This is a genomic window from Caulobacter sp. HMWF025, from assembly GCF_003060965.1.
Lineage (GTDB): Bacteria > Pseudomonadota > Alphaproteobacteria > Caulobacterales > Caulobacteraceae > Caulobacter.
Window position 1 is genome coordinate 17,894 of sequence record NZ_QAII01000001.1, and the last position, 23,923, is coordinate 41,816.

Annotated in this window: 21 protein-coding genes; 17 read left to right on the top strand and 4 right to left on the bottom strand. The window is 67.2% G+C overall.

The features are described 5' to 3' along the window. Positions 1-23 precede the first annotated feature (23 nt). From frr to lpxB, 12 genes are read left to right on the top strand one after another with little or no spacing between them, the layout of a single operon-like run. Positions 24-590 (top strand): ribosome recycling factor, encoded by a 567-nt coding sequence (gene frr, locus DBR10_RS00090; RefSeq protein ID WP_108490039.1) that lies wholly within the window; start codon positions 24-26, stop codon positions 588-590. Positions 591-637: 47 nt separating this feature from the next. Next, positions 638-1,417: a polyprenyl diphosphate synthase gene (gene uppS / locus DBR10_RS00095; protein WP_108505008.1), complete on the top strand. Its 780-nt coding sequence runs from the start codon at positions 638-640 to the stop codon at positions 1,415-1,417. Then, positions 1,395-2,243, top strand: a complete 849-nt coding sequence (locus DBR10_RS00100; RefSeq protein ID WP_108505020.1) for a phosphatidate cytidylyltransferase — start codon at positions 1,395-1,397, stop codon at positions 2,241-2,243. The genes uppS and DBR10_RS00100 overlap by 23 nt, the downstream gene beginning before the upstream one ends. Beyond that, positions 2,231-3,430: a 1-deoxy-D-xylulose-5-phosphate reductoisomerase gene (gene dxr / locus DBR10_RS00105; protein ID WP_108505007.1), complete on the top strand. Its 1,200-nt coding sequence runs from the start codon at positions 2,231-2,233 to the stop codon at positions 3,428-3,430. The genes DBR10_RS00100 and dxr overlap by 13 nt, the downstream gene beginning before the upstream one ends. Positions 3,431-3,450: 20 nt before the next feature. Then, positions 3,451-4,647 carry a M50 family metallopeptidase gene (locus DBR10_RS00110; RefSeq protein ID WP_108505006.1) on the top strand — a complete coding sequence of 399 codons (1,197 nt, stop codon included), beginning with the start codon at positions 3,451-3,453 and terminating at the stop codon, positions 4,645-4,647. A gap of 17 nt (positions 4,648-4,664) precedes the next feature. Next, positions 4,665-7,031, top strand: coding sequence for an outer membrane protein assembly factor BamA (gene bamA, locus DBR10_RS00115; protein WP_108505005.1), 2,367 nt, complete (start codon positions 4,665-4,667; stop codon positions 7,029-7,031). Between the two features lie 2 nt (positions 7,032-7,033). Further along, positions 7,034-7,684, top strand: coding sequence for an OmpH family outer membrane protein (locus tag DBR10_RS00120; protein WP_108505004.1), 651 nt, complete (start codon positions 7,034-7,036; stop codon positions 7,682-7,684). Positions 7,685-7,733: 49 nt separating this feature from the next. Continuing rightward, a complete protein-coding gene (lpxD, locus tag DBR10_RS00125) occupies positions 7,734-8,753 on the top strand; it encodes a UDP-3-O-(3-hydroxymyristoyl)glucosamine N-acyltransferase (RefSeq protein WP_108505003.1) in 1,020 nt (339 codons plus the stop codon). A 2-nt stretch (positions 8,754-8,755) separates the two neighbouring features. Then, complete coding sequence (fabZ, locus tag DBR10_RS00130) at positions 8,756-9,232, top strand: 3-hydroxyacyl-ACP dehydratase FabZ (RefSeq protein WP_108505002.1); 477 nt, start codon at positions 8,756-8,758, stop codon at positions 9,230-9,232. Further along, positions 9,229-10,023 (top strand): acyl-ACP--UDP-N-acetylglucosamine O-acyltransferase, encoded by a 795-nt coding sequence (gene lpxA / locus DBR10_RS00135; protein WP_108505001.1) that lies wholly within the window; start codon positions 9,229-9,231, stop codon positions 10,021-10,023. Before fabZ ends, lpxA begins: the two co-directional genes overlap by 4 nt. Before the next feature lie 10 nt (positions 10,024-10,033). Further along, on the top strand, positions 10,034-10,876 hold the full coding sequence (gene lpxI / locus DBR10_RS00140; protein ID WP_108505000.1) for a UDP-2,3-diacylglucosamine diphosphatase: 843 nt from the start codon (positions 10,034-10,036) through the stop codon (positions 10,874-10,876). Further along, positions 10,873-12,039 carry a lipid-A-disaccharide synthase gene (lpxB, locus tag DBR10_RS00145; RefSeq protein WP_108556063.1) on the top strand — a complete coding sequence of 389 codons (1,167 nt, stop codon included), beginning with the start codon at positions 10,873-10,875 and terminating at the stop codon, positions 12,037-12,039. Before lpxI ends, lpxB begins: the two co-directional genes overlap by 4 nt. Positions 12,040-12,066: 27 nt before the next feature. On the opposite strand, the gene DBR10_RS00150 is transcribed toward lpxB, so the two are convergent. Further along, positions 12,067-13,779: an ATP-binding protein gene (locus tag DBR10_RS00150; RefSeq protein WP_218278559.1), complete on the bottom strand. Its 1,713-nt coding sequence runs from the start codon at positions 13,777-13,779 to the stop codon at positions 12,067-12,069. Between the two features lie 146 nt (positions 13,780-13,925). Between DBR10_RS00150 and fliK the strand changes: the two genes are divergently transcribed. Together fliK and DBR10_RS00160 are read left to right on the top strand one after the other, a co-directional pair. Then, positions 13,926-15,710 carry a flagellar hook-length control protein FliK gene (gene fliK / locus DBR10_RS00155; RefSeq protein WP_158272209.1) on the top strand — a complete coding sequence of 595 codons (1,785 nt, stop codon included), beginning with the start codon at positions 13,926-13,928 and terminating at the stop codon, positions 15,708-15,710. Continuing rightward, entirely contained in the window at positions 15,707-15,967 is a 261-nt protein-coding gene (locus DBR10_RS00160; RefSeq protein ID WP_108490382.1) for an EscU/YscU/HrcU family type III secretion system export apparatus switch protein, read from the top strand. Before fliK ends, DBR10_RS00160 begins: the two co-directional genes overlap by 4 nt. Positions 15,968-16,029: 62 nt before the next feature. Here the strand turns inward: DBR10_RS00160 and gltA are convergent, their stop codons facing one another. Both gltA and gltX read right to left on the bottom strand, forming a co-directional pair. Next, positions 16,030-17,310: a citrate synthase gene (gene gltA / locus DBR10_RS00165; protein ID WP_108504998.1), complete on the bottom strand. Its 1,281-nt coding sequence runs from the start codon at positions 17,308-17,310 to the stop codon at positions 16,030-16,032. A gap of 66 nt (positions 17,311-17,376) precedes the next feature. After that, on the bottom strand, positions 17,377-18,798 hold the full coding sequence (gene gltX, locus DBR10_RS00170) for a glutamate--tRNA ligase (protein ID WP_108504997.1): 1,422 nt from the start codon (positions 18,796-18,798) through the stop codon (positions 17,377-17,379). 163 nt (positions 18,799-18,961) lie between these two features. Here gltX and DBR10_RS00175 point away from each other — a divergent pair, with 163 nt between their 5' ends. Next, the gene (locus DBR10_RS00175; protein WP_233243113.1) at positions 18,962-20,989 is read left to right on the top strand and encodes a ComEC/Rec2 family competence protein; all 2,028 of its coding nucleotides are present in this window, start codon (positions 18,962-18,964) and stop codon (positions 20,987-20,989) included. 3 nt (positions 20,990-20,992) lie between these two features. On the opposite strand, the gene DBR10_RS00180 is transcribed toward DBR10_RS00175, so the two are convergent. Further along, positions 20,993-22,720 carry a DEAD/DEAH box helicase gene (locus tag DBR10_RS00180; RefSeq protein WP_108556064.1) on the bottom strand — a complete coding sequence of 576 codons (1,728 nt, stop codon included), beginning with the start codon at positions 22,718-22,720 and terminating at the stop codon, positions 20,993-20,995. A gap of 134 nt (positions 22,721-22,854) precedes the next feature. On the opposite strand from DBR10_RS00180, the gene DBR10_RS00185 reads away from it, so the two are divergent. Further along, positions 22,855-23,583, top strand: coding sequence for a class I SAM-dependent methyltransferase (locus DBR10_RS00185; RefSeq protein ID WP_233243115.1), 729 nt, complete (start codon positions 22,855-22,857; stop codon positions 23,581-23,583). A 42-nt stretch (positions 23,584-23,625) separates the two neighbouring features. Beyond that, positions 23,626-23,919 (top strand): FAD assembly factor SdhE, encoded by a 294-nt coding sequence (locus DBR10_RS00190; protein ID WP_108489893.1) that lies wholly within the window; start codon positions 23,626-23,628, stop codon positions 23,917-23,919. The last annotated feature ends 4 nt before the right edge of the window (positions 23,920-23,923 follow it).

Below are 23,923 nucleotides of genomic sequence, written 5' to 3' on the forward strand. Positions count from 1 at the left end.
GACCAGCGAAGAGAGCCCACGCCATGGCCGCCGCCGAAAAGCCCGTCCTGTCCCGCTACAAGGATCGCATGGACAAGTCCGTGCTTGCCCTGAAGGAAGATTTCGCCGGTCTGCGGACCGGCCGTGCCTCGTCCAGCCTGCTCGACCAGATCGTGGTCAACGCCTATGGCTCGATGGTGCAACTGAACACGGTCGCCTCGATCAGCGTGCCCGAGCCTCGCCAGATCAACGTCAATATCTGGGACAAGGGTGTCGTCTCGGCCGTCGAGAAGGCGATCCGCAATTCCGACCTGGGCCTCAACCCCGTGGTCGAGGGCAACAACCTGCGGATCCCGATCCCGCCGCTGACCGAAGACCGGCGCAAGGATCTGGTGAAGATCGCCGGAAAATACGCCGAAGCCCAGAAGGTGGCCGTTCGCAACATCCGTCGCGACGCCAATGACGACCTGAAGAAGGCCGAGAAGGCCAGCGTCATCAGCGAGGACGACCTGAAGAAGATGGAAACCGAGGTCCAGAAGATGACCGACGCCGCCATCAAGCAGGTCGACGAGGCCTTGAAAATCAAAGAACAAGAGATCATGCAGGTTTGATCGTCCGACCGGGGTTCGGGGGAGACGGTAGGGAAGGCTTGAAGCGAATGTCGCCGACGACCGGCCTGCAGGATGTATCGGCGCGCGCTGGGGGCGAGGCGCCGAGCCACCCCCTGCATGTGGCCATCATCATGGACGGGAACGGCCGTTGGGCGAAGCGGCGCGGCATGCCGCGTGCGCTGGGTCATCGCGCGGGCGTCAATGCGCTGAAGCGGACCGTAGAAGGCGCGCCCGCCCTCGGCGTCGGTGTCCTCACCGTGTTCGGTTTCTCCACCGAAAACTGGCGTCGACCGGCCCATGAAGTCTCCGAACTCATGGGACTCCTGAAGGCCTATGTCGAATCGGACCTCGACCGGCTCGACCGGGAAGGCGTCCGGGTGCGGATCATCGGCCGCCGGACGGGTCTGGCGCCGGATATCCGGGACATCATCGAGCGGGCCGAGCGCCGCACGGCGCAGAACACCAAATTCGTCCTGCAGGTCGCCTTCAACTACGGGGGGCGGGCCGACATCGCCGACGCGGCGCGGGCCTTCGCCGAGCAGGTCGAGCGCGGCGAGGCCAAGGCCGCCGATCTGGATGAGTCGGTTTTCGAACGCTTCCTGTCGACCTCCAGCGCACCGGCACCGGACCTGATCGTCCGGACCAGCGGCGAGCAGCGGATCTCCAACTTCCTGCTTTGGGAATGCGCCTATGCCGAGCTCGTCTTCCAGGACGTGCTCTGGCCAGACTACGGCCCCGAAGCGCTTTCGGCGGCCATCGCAGACTATCGCGCCCGGGACCGACGCTATGGGGGCATTGCTGCCGATGACGTCGCCGTCGCCGGCTAAGCGCTTCAACTGGGTCAATCTGCGGGTACGGGTGCTTTCAGCCACCGTGCTCGTGCCCACGGTCGTGGCCGCCGTCTGGTTCGGCGGTGTCTGGTTCCTGGCCCTGATTGCCGTCTGTATCGCGCTGCTGGCCCGCGAATGGGGCCTGATGAGCGCGCCCAAGGCTCCCATCGGCGTGGCCCTGTCCGTCGGCGTAGCGGTGCTCGTCGCGGTCGTCGCGGCTTTCTTTCGGCACTATTGGGCGACCTGGCCTCTGCTGGCTGCAGGAGCCATAGCAGCGGCCCTGATCGCGCGCGGGGCCGTCGAACGGCGCGCCGATGCGGCCTATGGGGTCATCTATATTGCACCGGCCTGTATTGCCCTGGTGTGGCTGCGGCTTCTCCCGGCGGGCCTCAGCTGGACCCTGCTGCTGTTTGCGGTGACCTGGTTTGCCGACATCTTTGCGTTTGTGGTCGGCAGCATCTTCAAGGGGCCCAAACTGTGGCCGAAGTTCTCGCCCAACAAGACCTGGTCGGGCTTCTTCGGCGGGCTGATTGCCGCGTCCTTTGCCGCGGTCGGCATCGACGCCCTGTCGGCCTGGCTGCCGGCCCTGCCGGACATGAACCTGACCTGGCCGATTGCGGCCGCCATCGGCTTCTTCGGGGGACTGTCGACCATGATGGGCGATCTCTGGGAATCGATGCTCAAGCGACGGTTCGGGGTGAAGGATTCCGGTGACCTGATTCCCGGCCATGGCGGACTGCTTGACCGGGTCGATGGCCTGATGTTCGCAGCGATCGTCATCGCCGGCGTTCGTTTTGTGTATCTGGCCGGATGGGCCCTTTGACCCTCGCCCGCAAGGTTGTGGTGCTGGGATCCACGGGGTCGATCGGCGTCTCCACGCTCAGCCTGTTCGAGGAGTCCGGCGCGCCGGTCGAAATCCTCGCCCTGACGGCCGGGCGAAATGTCCAGCGTCTGATCGCCCAGGCCCTGCAGTGGCGGCCGCAGGTCGCGGTCATCGATGACGAAAGCCTGCTTGAGACCCTGCGCGAGGGCCTGGCCGGGAGCGGCGTGAGGGCGGCCGCCGGGAACGCGGCCGTGATCGAGGCCGCCGCCATGGGGGCCGACTGGGTGATGTCGGCCATTGTCGGCGCGGCCGGCCTGGCCCCGACTCTGGCCGCCGCCCGGACGGGGGCCGTCATTGCCCTCGCCAACAAGGAAAGTCTGGTCTGTGCCGGACCGGCCCTGCTGCGCATTGCGCGTGAAGCCGGCGGTTCGGTGATCCCGGTCGACTCCGAGCATTCAGCGATTTTTCAGGTGCTGCAGCCGGCCTGTATCAGCCGTGTATCGCGCCTGATCCTGACGGCCTCCGGTGGGCCGTTCCGGACCTGGACGCGCGAGCAGATGGCCGTCGCCACCCCGGAACAGGCCGTCGCCCATCCCAACTGGTCGATGGGTGCCAAGATTTCGGTCGATTCCGCGACGATGATGAACAAGGGCCTCGAGATGATCGAGGCGTCCTACCTGTTCGACACGCCGGAAGAGCGCATTGACGCCGTGATTCATCCGCAGTCCGTGATCCACAGCCTGGTGGAATATGCCGACGGTTCGACCCTGGCGCAGCTGGGGCCGCCGGACATGCGCAGCCCCATTGCCTGTGCCTTCGCCTGGCCTGACCGCCTCGCCTGGCCTGCCCCACGCCTCGATCTTGCGGCCTATGGCCAGCTGACCTTCGAAGCCCCCGATCTTGAGCGATTCCCGTCAATCGCCATTGCACGGGAGGCCATGCGGCTGGGTGGCGGTGCGCCGGCGGCCATGAACGCAGCCAATGAAGTCGCCGTCGCGGCCTTCCTTGACCGCCAGATCGGCTTTCTGGATATTGCCGCCGCCGTGTCGGGGACCCTGGAACGCATGAATGGCCTGGGAACCCTCGACGAGACTGGCGGTGACCCCGTGGAAAGCGCCATGATGACGGATGGCAGTGCCCGCCGCATTGCGGCCGAGGTTGTCGCGCAAAAGCGTCGGCAGACCTGAGTCCGGAGTTCCCAGTCTAGATGATTGATGTCCTGATCTTTGTCCTGTCCACGGTGTTCGTGCTGTCGATCGTCGTGACGATCCACGAGCTCGGACACTACTGGGCGGCGCGCGCCTGCGGCGTGGCGATCGACTGCTTCTCGCTGGGCTTTGGCCCGGCGATCGCGTCCTGGCGTGACAAGTCCGGCGTTGAGTGGCGGATCGCGGCGATCCCGCTGGGCGGCTATGTGCGCTTTTCGGGTGACGAGAATGCCGCCAGCGTGCCCGACCAGAACGATCTGGCGGCCATGAAGCAGGCGATTGTGGCCCGCGAAGGCGAGGCCGCCGTTAGCCGCTACTTCCATTTCAAGCCGGTCTGGCAGCGCGCGATCATCGCCGTGGCCGGCCCGGTCGCCAATTTCATCCTCGCGATTGTGATCTTTGCCGTTCTGTTTACGGCCTATGGCCAGATCACCAATCCGGCCCGGATCGACGGCGTCCGTCCTGGCGGCGCGGCCGAGGCTGCCGGTTTCCGGGCCGGCGACCTGATCACCAAGGCCGATGACAAGCGCATCGCATCCTTCCAGGACCTGCAGCAGTACACGACCCTGCGGGCCAATGTGCCGATCCGCTTCACGGTCGAACGCGGTGGCACCTCGGTTGTACTGACGGCGACGCCCCGTCTGGAGGAGCGTTTCGACAAGATTTCCGGCCGCGTGAAGGTTGGAGCCCTGGGTCTGGAGAGTCGTTCACGTCCGGTCCTGGTCAAGCCGAGCATCTTCGAGGCCGTGCCGGCCGCCGTTGATACGGTCTGGGACATGCTCAAGACCATTGCCTACTACCTGGGCCGTCTGGTTCGCGGGCAGGTTCCCGCAGACCAGATCAGCGGTCTGATCGGCATCGGCCACACCGCCGGAGCCGTTGCCAAGGCCGGTGCCGCTGGCGCACCCGATCTGCCGTCAAAGCTTTACGGGGGTCTGGTAGGCCTGACCGTGCTGATCGGCAGCCTGTCGGTCAGCATCGGCTTCATGAACCTGCTGCCGATCCCGGTTCTCGATGGGGGCCACCTGGTGATGTACGCCTATGAAGCCGTCTTCCGGCGGCCTCTGAGGGCGGATTTCCAGGCGGCCGGTTTCCGGGCAGGGCTTGCGCTGATCCTGGGTTTCATGCTGTTCGCGGCGTGGAACGACCTCAACCGATACGACGTGTTCAAATTCATCGGCGGTTTGTTCACGTGAACGCCCGCTCTTCGTCCATGAATGGTCCCATGAACAATCTTCGCGCTCACAGCGCCGCGTTCGCCACCGGTATGGCGCTTCTTCTCGGCTCCACAGCGCTTGTCGCGCCCGCGGCCGCGTTCGCCCAGACCGCAGCGCCCTCCGGCGTCGTGCAGCGCATCGTGATCCAGGGCAATGAGCGGATCGAGCAGGGGACCGTGATGTCCTATCTGCCGATCCAGCCGGGCGACACGGTCGACTCGGCCCGCCTCGACCTCGCGCTGAAGACCCTGGCGCGCACGGACCTGTTCGCCGACGTCAAGATCGAGATCCTGGCCGGCGACCTGATCGTCAAGGTCGTGGAAAATCCGATCATCAACCAGGTGGTCTTCGAGGGCAATTCGTCGCTCAAGGAAGACAAGCTGAAGGACGAGGTGCAGATCCGCCCGCGGGGCATCTTCACCCGTGCCAAGGTTCAGGCCGACGTTCAGCGCATCATCGAGCTCTACCGGCGTTCGGGCCGCATCTCGGCCACCGTGACCCCCAAGGTCGTGGAACTGCCGCAAAAGCGCGTCGACCTGGTGTTCGAGATCAATGAAGGCCCCAAGAGCGGCGTGCTGGGGATCAACTTCCTCGGCAATTCGGAGTTCTCGGACAACGATCTGCGCGACGTGATCGTGACCAAGGAGTCGCACTGGTACAAGTTCCTGACCAGCAACGACAACTATGACCCCGACCGGATCGAGTACGACCGCGAACAGCTGCGCAAGCACTATCGCAACCGCGGCTATTTCGACTTCCGCGTCATCTCGTCGGTCGCCGAACTGGCCCCGGACAAGAACGGCTTTGCGGTCACCTACACCCTCGAAGAAGGCCCCAAGTACAAGTTCGGCAAGATCACAGTCGATACCGAGCTCAAGAAACTGGATGGCACGCTTCTGGCCCAGATCCTGCCGATCCGCACGGGTCAGCTCTACGAAGACGAGCGCATCGAGCAGGCCACCGACTCGCTGACCTTTGCCGCCGGCGCGGCCGGCTTCGCCTTTGTGGACGTGCGTCCGCGCTATGTGCCCAACCGCGAGACCAACACGGTCGACGTCGTGTTCCAGGTCCGGGAAGGCCCGCGCGTCTATGTCGATCGCATCGACATCGTCGGCAACACCCGCACCCTCGACTACGTACTGCGCCGCGAGCTCGAAGTGGCCGAAGGCGATGCCTATAACCGCGTCCTCGTCGACCGTTCCAAGAACAACATCCGGCGTCTGGGCTTCTTCAAGGAAGTCGAGATCGAGGAAGTGCCCGGCGGGGCCCCCGACCGGACGGCCCTGCGGGTCAAGGTCGAGGAACAGCCGACGGGCGAACTGTCGTTCAGCGCCGGCTACAGCTCGGTCGACAAGCTGGTGCTCGACGTCGGCATCACCGAGCGCAACTTCCGCGGCCGTGGCCAGAACATGCGCGGCCGGGTCTCTGTCGGTTCGCTGCGCCAGCAGGTCGACTTCGCGTTCACCGAGCCGCGCTTCCTGAACCGCAACCTGGTGGCCGGCGTAGACCTGTATTCGTTCCGCTACGACCTCAGCGACTACGCCGCCTATGACACCCGGTCGGTTGGCGGCAACGTCCGCGTCGGCTTCCCGCTGACCCAGAATGCCTCGATGAGCCTGCGCTATACGCTGCGTCAGGACGAGGTAAGCGTGTCTGACGGGCTCTGCACCAGCGGCTCGGTTTCGCAGATCCTGTGCCTGCAGCGCGGGGCCTACATGACCTCGCTGATCGGCTACGGCCTGCGGATCGACAAGCGCAACGACCCGATCCAGCCCACCCGTGGCTGGTTCGCCGACCTCAACCAGGATCTGGCGGGCTTCGGCGGCGACGTGAACTACCTGAAGACCGAAGCCGATGCCGGCTGGTACTGGGGCTTCAACAAGGACTTCATCTTCAGCGCCACCGGTTCGGCCGGCTATATCGAGGGCTGGGGCGGCGACAACGTCCGGATCAACGACCGCTTCTACAAGGGCGGCACCAACTTCCGCGGCTTCGAAACCGCCGGTATCGGTCCGCGCGACATCTCCACGAGCAGCAATTCGATGGGGGCCAAGCTCTATGCCATCGGTTCGTTCGAGCTGACGGTGCCGACCCTGCTGCCCGAGCAGTACGGCATCAAGGCGGCCCTGTTCAGTGACTTCGGCACCGCCGGTCTGCTTGACGACGTCGATCGCCAGACTTCGACCGGTGTCTTTGACCCCAATATCCGCGATGACCTCGGCCTGCGGGCCTCGGCGGGTATCAGCATCGACTGGAAGTCGCCCATGGGCCCGATCCGGTTCGATTTCAGCAAGATCCTCTCCAGGGAAGATTACGACCGGACCGAAACGTTCCGGTTCTCCACCTCCACAAGGTTCCAATAAACATGACCTCGAAGTTTCTGACCGCGACCGCTTCCGGCCTCGTCGCTCTCGCCATGACCTCGGCCGCCATGGCCCAGACCGCTCCGGCGGCGGCTCCGGCCGCGCCGGCTGTCCCGGCCATCACCCACGGTGCCGCGCTTCCGGGCGTCTGCATCTTCTCGAGCCAGCGCGCCGTCGGGGCCTCGCTGGTCGGTCAGGCCGTCGATGCGCGCCTGAAGACCATCATCCAGCAGGTCAATGCCGAGCTGACCGGCGAGCGCACCGCGCTCGACACCGAAGCCAAGGCCCTGGACGCCAAGCGCGCGACCCTCGACCAGGGCACGCTGGAGCAGCAAGCCGCTGCCCTGCAGGTCAAGGCCAACGCCTGGCAGCGCAAGGGTCAGCAGCGCCAGAAGGAAGTCGAAGCGACCGAGCAAAAGGCCCTGTCGCGCGTCTATCAAGAGCTCGATCCGGCCATCAAGCAGGTCTATCAGCAGCGCACCTGCGGCCTGCTGCTTGACCGTGAGTCGGTCCTGCTGGCCAATCCGGCCATGGACATCACCGACGGCGTTGTCGCCGCGCTGAACGCCCGCATCAAGACCCTGACCTTCGATCGCGAACGTCTGGACCAACAGATCCCGGGCGCTCAAGCTCTGCAGCCGACCAAGAAATAGGCGAGTCGGTCCGGGCCTCGGGTCCGGACCTTTCGCGCGAGAGGATCTGATGCCGGACCCACGCTTCTTTGAGGACCTGGGTCCGGTATCGCTCTCCGAACTGGCGCGCCTGGCCTCGGCAGACCTGACCGAGCCGGGCCACGTCGACCGGATGATCAGCCACGTCGCACCGCTCGACGGTGCGGAGGCGACAGCCGTTGCCTTCTTCTCGGACCCCAAGCGTCGGGATGCCGCTGCGGCCACTCGGGCCGGGGCCTGTTTTGTCCGTTCCGAATATCGCGATCTCCTGCCGCCTGGCTGTGTGGCCCTGGTCACAGCCCATCCCCAGGCGTCCTGGGCGGCGGCAGCCTCGCGTCTGCACGCCCCGCGCCTGCACGGGCCCTCTGAAAGTCTGATCCATCCGGACAGCCAGATCGAGGCCGGAGCCCGGCTCGCACCGGGCGTTTCGGTCGGGCAGGGCGCGCGGATCGGGCGAGGCTCCCGCCTCGCGCCGGGCGTGGTGATCGGGCCGGGGGTTTGCATCGGCCGCGACTGCATCATCGGGGCCAATGCCGTGATCGGCTTTGCCCTGATCGGTGACCGGGTTTCGATCCACGCCGGTGCGGTGATCGGCGAGGCGGGCTTTGGCGCGGCGGCCGGTCCGAAGGGCATTGTCGACCTGCCGCAGCTGGGACGGGTTGTCATCCAGGACGGTGTCACGCTCGGGGCCAACAGCTGCGTCGATCGAGGCGCCTTTGACGATACGACCATCGGCGAGAACACCAAGATCGACAATCTGGTCCACGTCGCCCACAACGTGCGTGTGGGGCGCAACTGCGTCCTGGCGGCCTATACCGGGATTTCGGGCAGCACCGTGATCGGTGACGGGGTCGCGTTCGGGGGGAAGGCCGGGGTGGCCGATCATCTGACGATCGGGTCGGGCGCCAGCATCGGCGCCTCGGCATCGGTATTCAAGCCCGTACCGGCGGGCGAAACATGGACTGGGTTCCCGGCGCGCCCGCTGAAGCGGTGGCTCCGGGAGACCGCATGGCTGTCACGCATGGCGGGCGGCCGGGGAACAAGGGGCTAAGTATGGGCCAAGACGTCGCCGAACCGGCGCAAATCGCGATCGATATCGCCGAGATCCTGGCCAGGATCCCGCATCGCTATCCGTTCCTGCTGGTGGACCGCGCCGAGGACTATCGCCCGCACCAGTCGATCGTCGGCATCAAGTGCGTGACGATGAACGAGCCGTTCTTCCAGGGCCATTTCCCGGGTAACCCGGTGATGCCGGGCGTCCTGATCATCGAGGCCATGGCCCAGACCGGTGCCGTGCTGATGAGCAAGTCGCTGGAAGTCGACACCGAGGGCAAGACCATCTTCTTCATGTCGGTCGACAACGCCCGGTTCCGCAATCCCGTGCGCCCCGGCGACGTGATCCGCATGGAGGTCGAGGTGACGCGCTCGCGTTCGACGATCTTCAAGTTCAAGGGCGTGGCCAAGGTGAACGACAAGGTCGCCGCTGAAGCCGAGTTTGCCGCCATGGTCGTGGAGACGCCGACCAAATGACCCAGATCCATCCGACAGCCCTGGTGGCGTCCGGTGCCGAACTCGGCGCGGATGTCGAAATCGGCCCGTTCTGCACCGTCGGACCCAAGGTTCGTCTCGGCGACGGGGTTCGGCTGATCTCGCATGTGGTCATCGACGGTGCGACCAGCATCGGCGGTGCCACGACCGTCTACCCGTTCGCCCTCCTGGGGGCTCCGCCCCAGCATCTGGCCCACAAGGGTGAGGATACCCGCCTCGAGATCGGTGAGCGCAATACCATCCGCGAACACGTCACCATGCACACCGGCACGGTGGGCGGTGGCGGGCTGACCAAGGTGGGCTCTGACAGCCTCTATATGGTCGGTTCCCACGTCGCGCACGACTGCATGGTCGGCGACAAGGTGACCTTCGCCAACAACGCCACCGTGGGTGGCCACGTCCAGATCGGCGACTTCGTATTCATGGGGGGGCTGTGCGCCGTCCACCAGTTCACGCGTATCGGCCGCTACTCCTTTGTCGGCGGCGGCGGTGTGGTGACCAAGGACGTCATCCCCTATGGCTCGGTCTGGGGAAACCACGCCCACCTCGAGGGCCTGAACCTTGTCGGGCTGAAGCGTCGCGGTTTCAGTCGTGAAGCGATCAATGCCCTGCGGGCGGCCTATCGCCTGATGTTCGCTGACGAAGGCACCTTCCAGGAGCGACTCGAAGACGTGGTCGAGATCCATGCCGGCAATGCCGAGGTCATGGAGATTGTCGATTTCATCCGCGCAGAGGCCAACCGGCCGTTGTGCCTGCCTGAACGCGAAGTCTAGGGCCCGAGCCATGCGCAAGCTTGGTCTGATTGCCGGGGGTGGTGCGCTGCCCATCGAGCTCGCGACCCATTGCGAGGCCGCCGGTCGCCCGTTTGCGGTCATGCGGCTGCGGAGCTTTGCCGATGAGTCTCTGGAGCGCTTTCCCGGCACCGAGGTCGGTCTCGGCGAGTTCGGCAAGGTCTTCAAGGCGCTCAAGGCCGAGGGCTGTGAGGTTGTCTGCTTTGCCGGCACGGTCGAGCGACCAGACTTCGCCGCCATCATGCCGGATCTTCGGGGACTCCAGGTCATTCCCGGTCTCATCAAGGCCGCGCGCCAGGGGGATGATGCCCTGCTGCGCCGGGTTCTGGCCGAGTTCGAGAAGGAAGGCTTCGCCATCGAGGGGGCCCATGAGGTCGTCGGCGAGATGACCCTGCCGCTCGGCGTGCTGGGGGCCCTGGCTCCGCGCCCGCAGGACACGCCGGACATCGAGCGGGCCCTGCTGGTGGCCCGTGAAATCGGCAAGCTGGATGTGGGGCAGGGGGCCGTCGTCTGTGACGGCCTGGTGCTGGCCGTGGAGGCCCAGGAGGGCACTGACGCCATGCTGCGCCGGGTCGCTGACCTGCCGCAGGCCCTGCGCGGTAGTGCCGAGCAACGGCGCGGCGTTCTGGCCAAGGCTCCAAAGCCGATCCAGGAGACCCGCGTCGACCTGCCGACCATCGGTGTCGCCACCCTGCAAAGGGCTGCGCGGGCCGGGCTGGCGGGTGTGGTCGGCGAGGCCGGTCGTCTGCTGGTGCTGGACCGTGAGGCGGTCATCGCCTGCGCCGATGACCTTGGCCTGTTCGTGCTGGGAGTCGAGCCGCGGAGCCCGTCGTGAAACGCCCTCTGACGGTCATGCTGGTGGCCGCCGAAGCCTCGGGTGATGCGCTCGGGGCCGGGCTGGCCCGGGCGCTGAAGCGCCGGCTCGGGGCCGATGCGGTTCGCTTCGTCGGCGTCGGGGGCGCAAAGATGGCGGCCGAGGGGGTGGAGAGCCCCTTCGATATCGCCCAGCTGTCGATCATCGGCATCGTGGAGAGCCTGAAGGCCTATCCCAGGGCCATGGCCCGCCTGCGCGACACCCTGGACCTCACGGCCCGGGAAAAGCCGGATGTGGCGGTCCTGATCGACTCCTGGGGGTTCAATATCCGGCTGGCCCAGGCCCTGCGTCGTCAGGATCCAGGCCTGCCCCTGGTCAAGTATGTTGCGCCCCAGGTCTGGGCCTATCGGCCCGGCCGGGCCCGGGCCCTGGCCAAGGCCGTCGACCTGCTGCTGTCCATCCAGCCGATGGACCGGCCCTATTTTGATGCGGCCGGCCTTGAGAGCGTCTTTGTCGGCAATTCGGCCCTGGCCAAGAGTTTCGCCGGGGCCGATGCGGCCCGTTTGCGAAAAGCCCTGGGGCTGACGCCCGACGAGCCCATCCTGCTGGTCCTTCCGGGTAGCCGTCCCTCCGAGATCGAGCGGGTCATGCCGGTGTTTGAAGCGGCGGTGCGGCAGCTGAAGGCCAACCGCCCCGACCTCGCCGTCGTCGTGCCGGTGGCCTCGACCGTCGCAGACGCCGTCCGGGCCCGCGTGGCCGGCTGGCCCTTCCGCGCCCATCTGGTTGAGGATGAGGGGCTGAAGGATGACGCCATGGTCGCCGGGACCGTAGCCCTGGCCTGTAGCGGAACCGTTACCACCGAACTCGCCCTGGCCGGCTGTCCGATGGTCATCGGCTATCGCACCGGCGCGATCACCTATGGCCTGCTGAAGCGCCTGTTTAAGCCGCGCTGGGTCACGCTCTTCAACATCGCCGCCGATCAGGCCGTTGCCCCGGAGTATCTGCAGGACGGGCTTCAGGCCGCCAGCCTGGCCCGGGAGATCGGCCAACGGCTGGATGACCCGGCCGCGCGTGCCGCCCAGATCGTCGCCCAGAACGCAGCGCTCGAGAAGATGGGGCGCGGAATGCCGGATCCCTCGGAAGCTGCCGCCGATGCCTTGATCGCGTTTCTGCAACGAAGGTGACGCTGGCCAAGGCTGCCCCTGGCGGCCCTAGACCTTGTCGAGAGCCATCAGCAACTGGCCCACATCGATCGGCTTGGCGACGTGGTCATCCATACCGGCGGCCAGAAGGTCGGCGACCTGATGGCTCATCGCATTGGCCGTCAGGGCGATCACGGGTGTCCGGGGGCGGCCCAGTTCGGCCTCAGAGCGGCGGATCTCGGCCAGGGCAGCCAGGCCGTCCATGACCGGCATGTGGATGTCCATCAGGATCGCATCCCAGGGCTGGGCGCGCCAGGCCTCGACCGCCTTGGCCCCGTCATCAACCACCAAGAGATCCACGCCGCTAACCTCGAAGATCGCCGTCAGGACCCTCTGATTGGTCGGATTGTCTTCCGCCGCCAGGACCCGGAGTTTGCGGTGACCGGATTTGGCGCGCACGGCCTGGTCCAGATCCGGCGGTACATCCTGACCGGCCAGCCGTTCGAGCGGGATCTCGATCGTGAAGGTCGCGCCCTGGCCTGGCTGGCTGTCGACCGAGATGCTGCCCCCCATCAGGCCACAGAGGTCGCGGCAGATGGCCAGGCCCAGGCCGGCACCGCCATGCACCCGCGTGGTCGAGGCATCCAGCTGGACAAAGCGGCTGAAGAGCTTGTCGTACTGGTCACTCGTGAAGCCGGGGCCCGTGTCGCTGACCGAGATCCGGAGGCCGCCCGGGACAGCTTCCGCGGCGAGGGTGACTGAGCCTGAGCCTGTGAACTTCAGGGCATTGGACAGAAGATTATGAACCACCTGGCGCAAGCGTCCCGGGTCGCCGCGATAGACCCCGGCAGCGTCCGCGGCGATCGCGAGCCTTTGTTCCAGGGCCTTCTGCGCAGCCTGCATGGCGAAGGTCTGCTGGCTGCTGGTCAGCAGCGAGACGAGGTCGAACGGGACGGCATCGAGTTCCAGCCGGCCCGCCTCGATCCGCGACAGGTCCAGCACGTCATTGAGGATCGACTTCAGGGCCTCACCCGACTCCCGGACGATTTTCAGCCGCTCGCGCTGGCTGTCGGTCAGCGCATCGCGTTCCATCACCTGGACCATGCCCAGGACGCCGTTCAGCGGCGTGCGGATCTCGTGGCTCATGGTGGCGAGAAAGATGGTCTTGGCCTGGTTGGCGGCGGCGGCCTCGGCCTCCTTGTCGCGGGCGAGTGCGAGGGCGGCCACCATTTCACGCTCGGCCCGTTCGCGATGGACGGCGTACTGGAAGACGTAGGCGAGGAAGGACAGGGCCCCGATCATCGCCACCAGGGTCTGGCCGAAGCGGGCGGTTCCCGCTGCGGTACCGCCGCAGACCAGGATCACCAGCAGCAGGGCGACGAACGAGGCCCCTCCGATCCGGCGCGACAGGACGAACTCGGCCGTGCTTGAAAGGGCAATGGCGCCCAGCATCGCGGCCCCGGCCAGGACCGAGGTCAGGGACCCGTAGAGGATCAGCGTCGTAGGGAGCAGGCAGTAGAGCCCGGTATAGACCAGGGTAAAGCCGGTCATCAGGGCCTCGTGCCACGAGGCCGGTGACCGGAACCCGATCCAGGTGCACAGGGCCGCATTGGCCAGGATCAGCACACTGACCAGGCCCAGCCAGGTGAGGGGGGGCGCGGGGCCGAGCCAGATAGCCGAGCCGGCGGCGGCGAGCAGCGTCATCGGCACGATCGTGAGCAGGTCACGCCGTCGGTGTTCGATGATGGCCGTCCAGCCCTGCGCTCCGGAGACGGGATTCAAGATCTGCGGCTCCTGGACAATTTGAAACAACCGTTTGCACCGAAGCACGATCCTCGGGTCCCCGTCCATCTCATGCAGCGTTTTGACGGACAGGTTATATGCTGCAACACTTCCGGCAGGCGCATTGGGCGCTTGGCAAAGCTGACATGGCGATAGATCCGACAGCGCCCGTCTCGCCCACCTATACCGCCCTGCCGGTCGGTGGAGCGCCGGCTGAGGCCGCGGCGGCACTGCTGGCGCGGGCACGGGCCGCCACCGCCGAGACGGCCACCGTGCTGGGCGCGCTAGCATCCGCAGACGGCAAGGGTGTCGACGGCGCGGGGCTCAAGGCTTCGCCGAGCCAGGGCGTGGACGTCGCGGCCGGTACCACCCCCAATGCCGAGACGATCCGGACTGTGGTGCGGCAGGCCGCCGCCCGCGCGGTGGCGCACCAGACCGGTCTGGCCCCGCTGCTGTCCGATCTCTCCGAGATGGCCTCCCGCCCGGACACGCCTCCTGCGGTCCGGGAAGCGGCGCGGGCCCTGATCCGGTCGGCCCTGCCGACCGACAAGCCTGTGACCTCGAGCCGGTTGCGAGAGGCCGTACGGCGGTCCGGGGCTTTTCTGGAAACAGACCTTGCCCGTATGGGAGCGACGGAGGCCGCACGGACGGCCGGACGCTCATCTCCCGCCTTGCCACAACCTGATCTGGGGCGCGACCTGAAGGCCGGACTGCTGGTCTTTCGGACGGTCGTCTCTACCTGGCTCGGGGAGGTACAGGAGCCGTCTGGCCCGGAGCATGACGGGGGCGGGGACAGGCCGCCGGCCAGGCCTGCATCCGGTCAGGCCCCCGCCACAGCGCCGTCTTCGCCCCCTCTCGGCGGGACGGTCGCCTACGGGATGAGGGTGGGTGCCCCGGCCCCCAGCTTCGAGAGTCTGCCGGGCCAGGGTCAGAGCGCGCCGGCGCACGCGCCGGAGGGCCAGGCTCTGCGGGCCTCCGAGGCATCCTTTAGCCCGGCCTCGACCCTGATTTCTGCCCAGGTGGCTGCCTCGGCGTCAGAGGTAGATGCGCCGCCGGGGGGCGCGACGCCTGCCGGTTCCGAACCTGACCCCGACCTGCCGGCCGACGCTCTTCACGAGCCGGCCGCCGACGGGGCTCCGGAGAGACCGCTCGCTACCGCATCGCCTGCCGGGCGTACGGTTCCGGCTGTTCCTGGCGAAAAGCTTTTGACTGGCACCCTGGCGCAGCCGGAGGCGGGAGAAGCGTCTTTGCCGGAAGAGCTCCAGCTTCCGGATGCCGACCACCTGTCTTCGCGCCAGATCGCCGAGCGGAGCGCAGCGGGTGGGGCATCCCCGGGTCGCGCGCCGCCGCCGCCGCCCTTTCCGGGCGGCCCGATGACGCCCCAGGCGGCGCATCTGGCGAGCCTGCGCCCAGACGCTTCGGCTCCGGACCTGGCGCGGCATCTGCTGCGTGAGACCAGTGGTGCGATCGATCGCCAGACCCTGATGCAGATCGCCTCCATGGCGGAACCGACACCCGGGCACCCCGCAGAGACGCCGCGGCCGACGGAATCGGCACCCGCCCGGGTCATGCTGGATCTGCCTCTGCAGACCCCGCAGGGGATCGCTGTCGCCCAGTTCGAGATCAGTCGGGACGGTGGGGGCGGCGGAGGCTCGGGCGGGCCCTCCGGCGAGCGGACCTGGCGGGCCCGCTTCTCGCTCGATGTCGAGCCGCTGGGGCCCGTGCACGTACAGATTGCCCTGACCGGGGCCCAGACCCGGGTCAGTCTCTGGGCCGAGCGTCCGGAGGCCATGGCGCGCCTGCGCGGGGGAGAAGAGACGCTGAACGCCGCGCTGCGCCAGGCCGAACTGACGCCCGAGCTCGCCTTCCATGCCGGCGCACCGCCGATCCTGGCAGGCGGTGCGGGGCGCTTTGTGGACCGGGCCTCATGACCGGTCCGGTCGGTCCCGTACGCCCCCGGATCGCCGTCGCGCTCCACTATGACGGGGCCGATGCCCCGCGCGTGGTCGCCTCGGGTCAGGGCTGGATCGGTGACAGGATCATTGAGACCGCCCGCGAGCATGGCGTGCCGATCGAGGAGAACCCGGCCCTGGCCCAGGCGCTCTCGACCATCGAGATCGACGAGGAGATCCCCGAAGCGCTGTATCGCGCTGTCGCCGAGATCCTGACCTTCCTGCTGCGCCCCTGAGGCCCAACGCAAAAGGCCCCGTCCTGCGACGGGGCCTTTCCGGATCAGGTCTGACGTGAGGTTCAGCCGCGGGTTTCGACCGGGGCGTAGTCGCGCTGGGTCGCACCCGTATAGAGCTGGCGCGGACGGCCGATCTTGCGGGCGGGATCCTCGAACATTTCCTTCCACTGGCTGATCCAGCCCACGGTACGGGCCAGGGCGAACAGCACGGTGAACATGTTGGTCGGGAAGCCCATCGCCCGCAGGGTGATGCCCGAATAGAAGTCGATGTTCGGATAGAGCTTGCGGTCGATGAAGTAGGGATCGCTGAGGGCGATCTTTTCCAGTTCCATGGCCACTTCGAGCAGCGGGTCGTTGATGCCCAGCTGGCCCAGCACTTCGTGGCAGGTCTTCTGCATGACCTTCGCACGCGGATCGAAGTTCTTGTACACGCGGTGGCCGAAGCCCATCAGCTTGTACTTCTTGTCCTTCACGCCCTGCACATAGGCCGGGATGTTCTCGACCGAACCGATTTCCTCGAGCATCTCGAGGGCTTCCTGGTTGGCGCCGCCGTGCGACGGGCCCCACAGGCAGGCGATGCCGGCAGCGATACAGGCGAACGGGTGCGCGCCCGACGAACCGGCCAGACGGACGGTCGAGGTCGAGGCATTCTGCTCGTGGTCGGCGTGCAGGATGAAGATGCGGTCCATGGCGCGGGTCAGGACGGGGTTGGGCACCCAGTCTTCGGCCGGCACCGAGAAGCACATGCGCAGGAAGTTTTCCGAATAGGACAGCTCGTTGCGCGGCGACACGAACGGACGGCCGACGCTGTACTGGAAAGCGCGGGCGGCGATGGTCGGCATCTTGGCGATCAGGCGGTGGGCGCTGATCTCGCGCTGCTTGGGATCATCGACGTTCAGGCTGTCGGCATAGAAAGCCGACAGGGCACCGACCGCGCCGGTCATGATCGCCATCGGGTGCGCGTCACGGCGGAAGCCCTGGAAGAAGCTGTCGAACTGGGCGTGCAACATCGTGTGATAGGTGATGTTGTGCTCGAACTTGGCGAACTCGTCGGCCGTCGGCAGTTCACCGTTGAGGAGCAGGTGGCAGACCTCGAGGAACGAGGACTTCTCGGCCAGCTGGTCGATCGGATAGCCGCGGTGCAGCAAAACGCCGGCATCACCATCGATATAGGTGATCTTGCTCTCGCAGGACGCCGTCGAGGTGAAACCCGGGTCGAAGGTGAAGTGGTCGCTGTCGCCGTAGAACTTGCGGACGTCCACGACGTCGGGGCCCGTGCTGCCCTTGAGGATCGGCAGGTCGTAGCTCTTGTCGCCGATCGTCAGTGTGGCTTTGTCGGTCATGCGGGAACCCCCTTCATCGATGGAACGAGCAGTCCAAATTTCTTTTCGCGAGTGCGTTATAGCGCCTCATGCGCGCTCAGCCAGCGCGTCGTCAAGACGGCCGAGACTCTCTTCGCGACCCAGAGCCGCCATGATCTTGTTCAGGTCAGGGGCCTGTGATCCACCGGTCAGGATGCCGCGCAGCGACGGGCCGAATTTGCCGAACCCGACACCCTCGGATTCTGCAAAGGATTTCAACAGGCTGCCGAGGGCCTCAACCTCCCAGTCGGGGGTCTGGGCGAGGCGATCGCGCAGGCGGGAGAGCCGCTCGACCGTCTCGGCCACCAGTTGTTTTGTCGTCTTTTCCTCAAGCCCGAACGGACGAATTTTCAGCGCGAATGCGCAATGCTCGGCCAGCTCGAGGATGGTCTTGGCCCCTTCCTTGACCTGGGGCACCACGGCGAGAAGTCGGGCGGCGGCATCTGCGGGCAAATTCGCGCCCTGGGCGACCAGGGCCTTCAGGGTCAGATCGGCCAGACGGGCGTCATCGGCGACCCGCAGGTGCTGGCTGTTGATGTGATTCAGCTTGGCCCAGTCCAGCCGGGCCGGGGCCTTGACCACATCGCGAACGTCGAACCAATCGATGGCCTGGGCGTCGTCGAACACCTCGTCATCACCGTGGCCCCAGCCCAGCCGGGCCAGATAGTTGCGGAGGCCCTCGGGGATATAGCCCATGTCGGCAAACTCGCCGACGGCCTGGGCCCCATGGCGCTTGGACAGCTTGGCCCCGTCCGGCCCGTGGATCAGCGGGATGTGGGCAAAGGCCGGCAGGTCCCAGTCCATGGCCTGGTAGATCAGCGTCTGGCGGGCAGCGTTGTTCAGGTGGTCATCGCCCCGGATCACGTGGGTCACGCCCATGTCGTGGTCATCGACCACCACGGCGAGGTTGTAGGTCGGGGCCCCGTCGGCGCGCAGCAGAACCAGGTCGTCCAGGTCGGTGTTGCGGAAGGTCACCGGACCCTTGACCAGGTCGTCGACCAGGGTCTCGCCGTCGGCGGGGCCCTTGAAGCGGATCACGTGCGGCAGGGCAGGGTCGCCCGGCTCGGCGGCGTCACGCCAGGGCGAGCGGATGGCATGGCCTTCCGCGCGAGCCTTTTCGCGGGCGACTTCCAGTTCCTCGACGCTCATCCAGCAGCGATAGGCCCGGCCGCGCTCCAGCAGCTGCTGCACGACCTCGGCATGGCGCGGCGCGCGGGTGTGCTGGAACACCGGTTCTTCGTCCGACTTCAGGCCCAGCCAGTCCAGACCCTCGAAGATCGCCGCGACGGCGGCTTCGGTCGAGCGCTCGCGATCTGTGTCTTCCACGCGCAGAAGGAACTTTCCACCCGTATGGCGTGCATATAACCAGTTGAACAGCGCGGTGCGGGCACCGCCGATGTGCAGGAAGCCGGTGGGTGAGGGTGCGAAGCGGGTGACCACGCCGCGGTCGGTGGAGGAGGGGTTCGACATCGAACTCAATGCTGAAAGGCTGGACGCCGCCGAGACGGCCGGGAGTGCGCGCCGGGGCGCGGCTGTTGGCGCGCGTCTTAGCACGGCGTTTCGCGCCCGGCCTAGTCCAACGGCGCTCTTCCGCCGTCTGAGGCAGGAGGGAACCGACAATCTGGAGCGCTGGGTGCTGTGGAGCCCCGTGGCTTTTGGACTGGGGGCCGCCGCCTATCTGGAAGCGCCGGTCGAGCCGCCCCTGATGCTGCTGCTCGCGGCAGCGCTGGCGAGCGTGGTTCTGGTAGCTCTGGCGCGGCGGACGGCCCTGCGCGGGCTGGTGGTCGTCACTACCCTGTTGGCCTTTGCTGCCGCCGGGGGCCTTGCGGGTAAGGTTCGCAGTGACCGGGTCGCTTCACCGGTGATCGACGGCGAACGCCTGCCGCGCCGGGTTGAGGGCTTTGTGGTCGATGTCGTCAGTCCCGGAGCCGGTGGCCAGCGTGTGCTGATCGCCCCGGTCGCCATCGCGGGCCTGTCGCCGGCCGAGACGCCCAAGCGGCTGCGGGTCACGGTGGACGGCGACCTGGTGCCCGAACCTGGCGAGGCGGTACGGTTCCGGGCCATTCTCGGGCCGCCGCCGCCGCCGGCCGCGCCGGGGGCCTATGATTTCGCCCGCGATGCCTGGTTCGACGCCGTCGGTGCGGTAGGTTTCTGCCTGGGCGAGATCGGGTCAACACGTCTGGAACCGCCGCCGCGCCGCTTGCAGGCCGAGATGACCGTCAACCGTTTTCGCTGGCGACTGGCCGGCCGGATCCTCGCGGCGATGGGGCCGACCAGTGGCGGGATCGGAGCGGCCATGGTCACCGGCCATGAGGCCTGGATTACGCCGGAGCAGACCGAGGCCATGCGGGCCTCGGGCCTGGCCCACATCCTGTCGATCTCTGGCCTGCATATGGCGATTGTCGGTGGGTTCGTGTTCGGCCTCGCGCGTCTGGCCATCGCGGCCTCGCCGTGGCTGGCCCTGCGCGCGCCGGGCAAGAAGATAGCGGCCGTGGCCGGGCTCTCGGCGGTGATCGGCTATCTGGTGATTTCCGGTGCGCCGCCCCCGGCCGAGCGCGCCGCCATCACCGCCGCCGTGGCCTTTGCCGCCATCCTCTTCGACCGCCAGGCGATCACCCTGCATGGCCTGGCCGTCGCGGCCCTGATCATCCTGGCGCTGCAGCCCGAGGCGGCCGGGGCACCGGGGTTCCAGATGTCCTTTGCCGCGACCACGGCCCTGATCGCCCTGGCCGAGGCCTGGCCGAGACCGCTGCGCGAGATCGCCGTGCCCTGGCCGATTCGGGCGATCCAGGCCGCGACCCAGTGGCTGGCGGTCAGTGTCGGGGCGAGCTTCGTGGCAGGCCTGGCGACCGGGCCCTTCGCCATGCAGCACTTCAACCGCGTGGCGATCTGGGGGCTGCCGGCCAATCTGATCGTCGCGCCGCTGTCGTCCTTCGTCATCATGCCGTTCCTGGCGCTCGGCACGGTTCTGGAGGCGGTCGGGTGGGGCGGGCCCTGTCTCGCGATCGCCGGCTGGGGCGTCGATGCCATGGTCGCCGTGGCCGCGCGTTTCGAGGCCGCGGGCGGCCAGGCCGTGGTCGCCAGCGCGCCACCGGTCACGCTGCTGCTGGCCTGGATCGGCGTGATGCTGCTGTGTCTCTGGCGCGGTCATGTCCGCTGGCTGGGCCTGCCCCTGGCGCTCGCTGTGGCCCTGTGGCCAAGACCCGAGCCGCCGGACGCCTGGATCGCTGCGGATGGATCTGCCGCAGCAGTGCGGGTCGGCAAACAGGCGGTGGCCCTGCGACCCGAGGCGCGCCGGTTCGGCATAGAACTCTGGGCGAGGCGGCGGGGCCTGGCTCTTGAGCCTGGCACTGAATTTGACTGCAACGCCCGCAGCTGCCGGCCGGGAGCGGCCACACCGGTGCGCCTCGCCCTGTCCTGGACCCGGCGCAGCCCCGAGGGGGCCGAGCTTGAACGGCTATGCCTGGCGGCCGAGGTTGTCGTCCTGCGCGGTGCGACCCCCCGGGTGCTGCCTGAAAGCTGCCGCAGCCGGGTTCTCCTGACTGCTGAAGACTTCAGGCAGGGTGGAGCGACCGAGCTCTATCGGCGGCACGGGACGTGGTGGATCGTCTGGGCCCAGCCCTTGAGGGGGCACAGGCCCTGGACCGGTCGCGCGTCCTGACGATCAGTCGTCGGTCGGGGTCTTGGGCAGACGGGGCGGGGCCCGCATCAGGAAGGCCGGGACGTCGTTGCCGAAGCCGATAACCCGACGGTCGTCGTCATCCTCGCGACCACGAACAGGCTGCACCCCCCGGACGGGCTGGGCCGGACGGGTTTCGCGCTCGGGCCGGACTTCGCGCTCGGGCCGGACTTCGCGTACGGGGCGCGCCTCGCGGGCCGGGCGGGCTTCGCGCTCGGCACGGGGCTCGCGCTCGGGACGGGTGCGTTCGCGCGGGGCCGGAGCCACGGCTTCAGCCTCGACCGTTTCGACGGCTTCAGCACGCGGGGTACGCTCGCCGCGCGGCTTGCGTTCGCGACGGGCGCGCGGGGCGCGCTCTTCACGGGCCTCGGCCGGGGCTTCCACGGCATCGGCGACAACGGCTTCGACGGCGGCGTCCTCGGCCGGGGCATCGCCCTCGATCTCGCGAACCCGTGAGCCACGGCCGCCGCGCGCCGAGCGTTCGCCCGTCTCGCGTTCGCCACGCTCACGTCCGGCAGGCGCGCCACGGCCGCGCTTGCGGTCCTTGTCGCCTTCGCGCCGAACGGTGACGGCACCCGAGTAGTCGAGGTCGAGCTTTTCTTCGTCCGGGGTCGAGCCGATCAGCTTGACCACCTTGTCGAAGCCCTTGTCGTCCGAAGGGGTGACCAGCATGTAGGTGATGCCCGAACGCCCGGCGCGACCAGTGCGGCCGATGCGGTGCACATAGTCATCGGCATGGTGCGGGACGTCGTAGTTGAAGACGTGGCTGACGGCCGGGATATCGAGGCCGCGCGCGGCGACGTCGGAGGCCACCAGGATCTTCAGCGAACCGTCGCGGAAGGCCGCCAGGGTCTTCATGCGCTGGCTCTGGTCGAGGTCGCCGTGGATGGCGGCAGCGTCAAAGCCGTGCGAGCGCAGGGACTTGGCCACCACATCGACTTCGGTCTTGCGGTTGCAGAACACGATGCCGGTCTCGATCTGGGCCTTCTCGATCAGGGCCCGCAGCGCCAGGCGCTTGGCCTTGGGATCGGAGGAGGGCACCTTGACCAGCAGTTGGGTGATGTTCTCGTTGGTCGTCGCCGGACGCGCGGCCTCGATCCGCACGGGATCCTTGAGGAACTGCTTGGTCAGGCGGGTGATTTCCGGCGGCATGGTCGCCGAGAAGAACAGCGTCTGCTTCTTGGGCGGCGTCATCTTGAAGATGCGCTCGATGTCCGGAATGAAGCCCATGTCCAGCATGCGGTCGGCTTCGTCGACGACCAGGAACTGCACGCCGGTCATCAGCAGCTTGCCGCGTTCGAAATGGTCGAGCAGGCGGCCGGGGGTGGCGATCAGCACGTCGACGCCACGATCCAGCTTCTTCTCCTGGTCGCCGAACGACACGCCGCCGATCAGCAGGGCCCAGGAGAGCTTGGTGCCCTTGGCGTATTTCTCGAAGCTGGAGGCGACCTGGTCGGCCAGTTCGCGGGTCGGGGCGATGACCAGGGCGCGCGGCATGCGGGCCTTGGCGCGGCCGTTCATCAGCTTGTCGATGAGGGGCAGGGTGAAGGCGGCGGTCTTGCCGGTGCCGGTCTGGGCGATACCCAGAACGTCCTGACCGGCGAGGGCGACCGGGATCGCCTGGGCCTGGATGGGGGTGGCCGTCGTGTAGCCGGTGTCTGCGACCGCTTGCAGGGTCGTGGGCGACAGCCCGAGTTCGGAAAATTCTGTCATGTCATTCTGGCTGAAAATTCAGAGCCACCCGTGCGTGGGCGAACGGGCGGCGCGGATTCGCCAGACCTGCTCCGAAGTTGGGGATAAATAGGCGTAATGGCGCCAAAGTCAATCACGGCGCGCTTAGGACGGGGATGAGCAGACCTATGGACGACAGCGGCTGGACGTCTTCCGCCCGGGCCTGGATCGCAGACATGGGCGATACCGGGGATTTTGGCCGGCAACATGTTCTGGACGGCCCGATGACGGCCCAGCTCAGGCTGCTGTCCGGCGGCCGGGCCCTGGATGTCGGCTGCGGGGAAGGGCGGTTCTGCCGAATGCTCCGGGCCGAGGGCTTCGATCCCGTCGGGCTTGATCCGACGGCGGAGCTTCTGGTCGAGGCCAGGATCCGTGATCCCGACGGAATCTATCTTGAGGGGCGAGCCGAGGCGCTGGAGTTCCCCGACGGGCATTTCGACCTCGTGGTCACCTATCTGACCCTGATCGACATCGAGGGCGCGGAGGCGGCCATTGCGGAGATGGTCCGGGTGCTGCGTCCGGGCGGAACCCTGCTGGTGGCCAATCTCAGCAGCTTCAGCAGCGCCCGCGCCCATGATGGATGGCAGCGCAACCTTCTGGGCCGAAGGGTGCATTTCGCCATCGACCGGTATCTGGAGCGCCGGTCCACCTGGGAACGCTGGCGGGGGATTTCGATCCGCAACTGGCACCGGCCCCTGAGCGACTACATGAAATGGTTCCTGGGGCAGGGGCTGATCCTGACCCATTTCGATGAGCCCGCAGCGACCGGTGGTGAGCCCGCCAAGGCCGAGCGCTACAATCGTGTGCCCTGGTATGTGCTAATGACGTGGCGCAAGCCGGCCTGAGCGCTGGCGCCCGACCGTCCTGCACTCTATATCCGCCGGCACATGACCATCGATCACGACTCCCGCCTTCGGCGGCTTCGGTTCCGCGCCTGGCATCGCGGTTTTCGGGAAGCGGACCTCATCCTGGGGCCGTTTGCGGACAACCATGCCCAGAACCTGACGCCCGAGCAGTTCGATACGCTCGAAGCGCTGCTCGAGAACCCGGATCGCGAGATCTATGCCTGGATCGTCGGTCAGGAGCCGACCCCCCCGGCCTTCGAGACCGACGTGCTGGCGATGATCCGCACCTTCCGGTTCGAGGCCCATGCCGTGCGCCCGGTCGGCGACGGCGCTTAAGAGA

Bases quoted from the DNA above. Each gene is read 5' to 3' on its own strand.
- DBR10_RS00185 (WP_233243115.1), top strand. From the start codon at position 22,855: ATGAGCAGACCTATGGACGACAGCGGCTGGACGTCTTCCGCCCGGGCC.
- DBR10_RS00110 (WP_108505006.1), top strand. From the start codon at position 3,451: ATGATTGATGTCCTGATCTTTGTCCTGTCCACGGTGTTCGTGCTGTCG.
- gltX (WP_108504997.1), bottom strand. From the start codon at position 18,798: ATGTCGAACCCCTCCTCCACCGACCGCGGCGTGGTCACCCGCTTCGCA.
- DBR10_RS00100 (WP_108505020.1), top strand. From the start codon at position 1,395: ATGACGTCGCCGTCGCCGGCTAAGCGCTTCAACTGGGTCAATCTGCGG.
- bamA (WP_108505005.1), top strand. From the start codon at position 4,665: ATGAATGGTCCCATGAACAATCTTCGCGCTCACAGCGCCGCGTTCGCC.
- fliK (WP_158272209.1), top strand. From the start codon at position 13,926: ATGGCGATAGATCCGACAGCGCCCGTCTCGCCCACCTATACCGCCCTG.
- DBR10_RS00160 (WP_108490382.1), top strand. From the start codon at position 15,707: ATGACCGGTCCGGTCGGTCCCGTACGCCCCCGGATCGCCGTCGCGCTC.
- lpxD (WP_108505003.1), top strand. From the start codon at position 7,734: ATGCCGGACCCACGCTTCTTTGAGGACCTGGGTCCGGTATCGCTCTCC.
- dxr (WP_108505007.1), top strand. From the start codon at position 2,231: ATGGGCCCTTTGACCCTCGCCCGCAAGGTTGTGGTGCTGGGATCCACG.
- DBR10_RS00120 (WP_108505004.1), top strand. From the start codon at position 7,034: ATGACCTCGAAGTTTCTGACCGCGACCGCTTCCGGCCTCGTCGCTCTC.
- lpxA (WP_108505001.1), top strand. From the start codon at position 9,229: ATGACCCAGATCCATCCGACAGCCCTGGTGGCGTCCGGTGCCGAACTC.
- frr (WP_108490039.1), top strand. From the start codon at position 24: ATGGCCGCCGCCGAAAAGCCCGTCCTGTCCCGCTACAAGGATCGCATG.
- lpxI (WP_108505000.1), top strand. From the start codon at position 10,034: ATGCGCAAGCTTGGTCTGATTGCCGGGGGTGGTGCGCTGCCCATCGAG.
- DBR10_RS00180 (WP_108556064.1), bottom strand. From the start codon at position 22,720: ATGACAGAATTTTCCGAACTCGGGCTGTCGCCCACGACCCTGCAAGCG.
- fabZ (WP_108505002.1), top strand. From the start codon at position 8,756: ATGGGCCAAGACGTCGCCGAACCGGCGCAAATCGCGATCGATATCGCC.
- DBR10_RS00190 (WP_108489893.1), top strand. From the start codon at position 23,626: ATGACCATCGATCACGACTCCCGCCTTCGGCGGCTTCGGTTCCGCGCC.
- gltA (WP_108504998.1), bottom strand. From the start codon at position 17,310: ATGACCGACAAAGCCACACTGACGATCGGCGACAAGAGCTACGACCTG.
- uppS (WP_108505008.1), top strand. From the start codon at position 638: ATGTCGCCGACGACCGGCCTGCAGGATGTATCGGCGCGCGCTGGGGGC.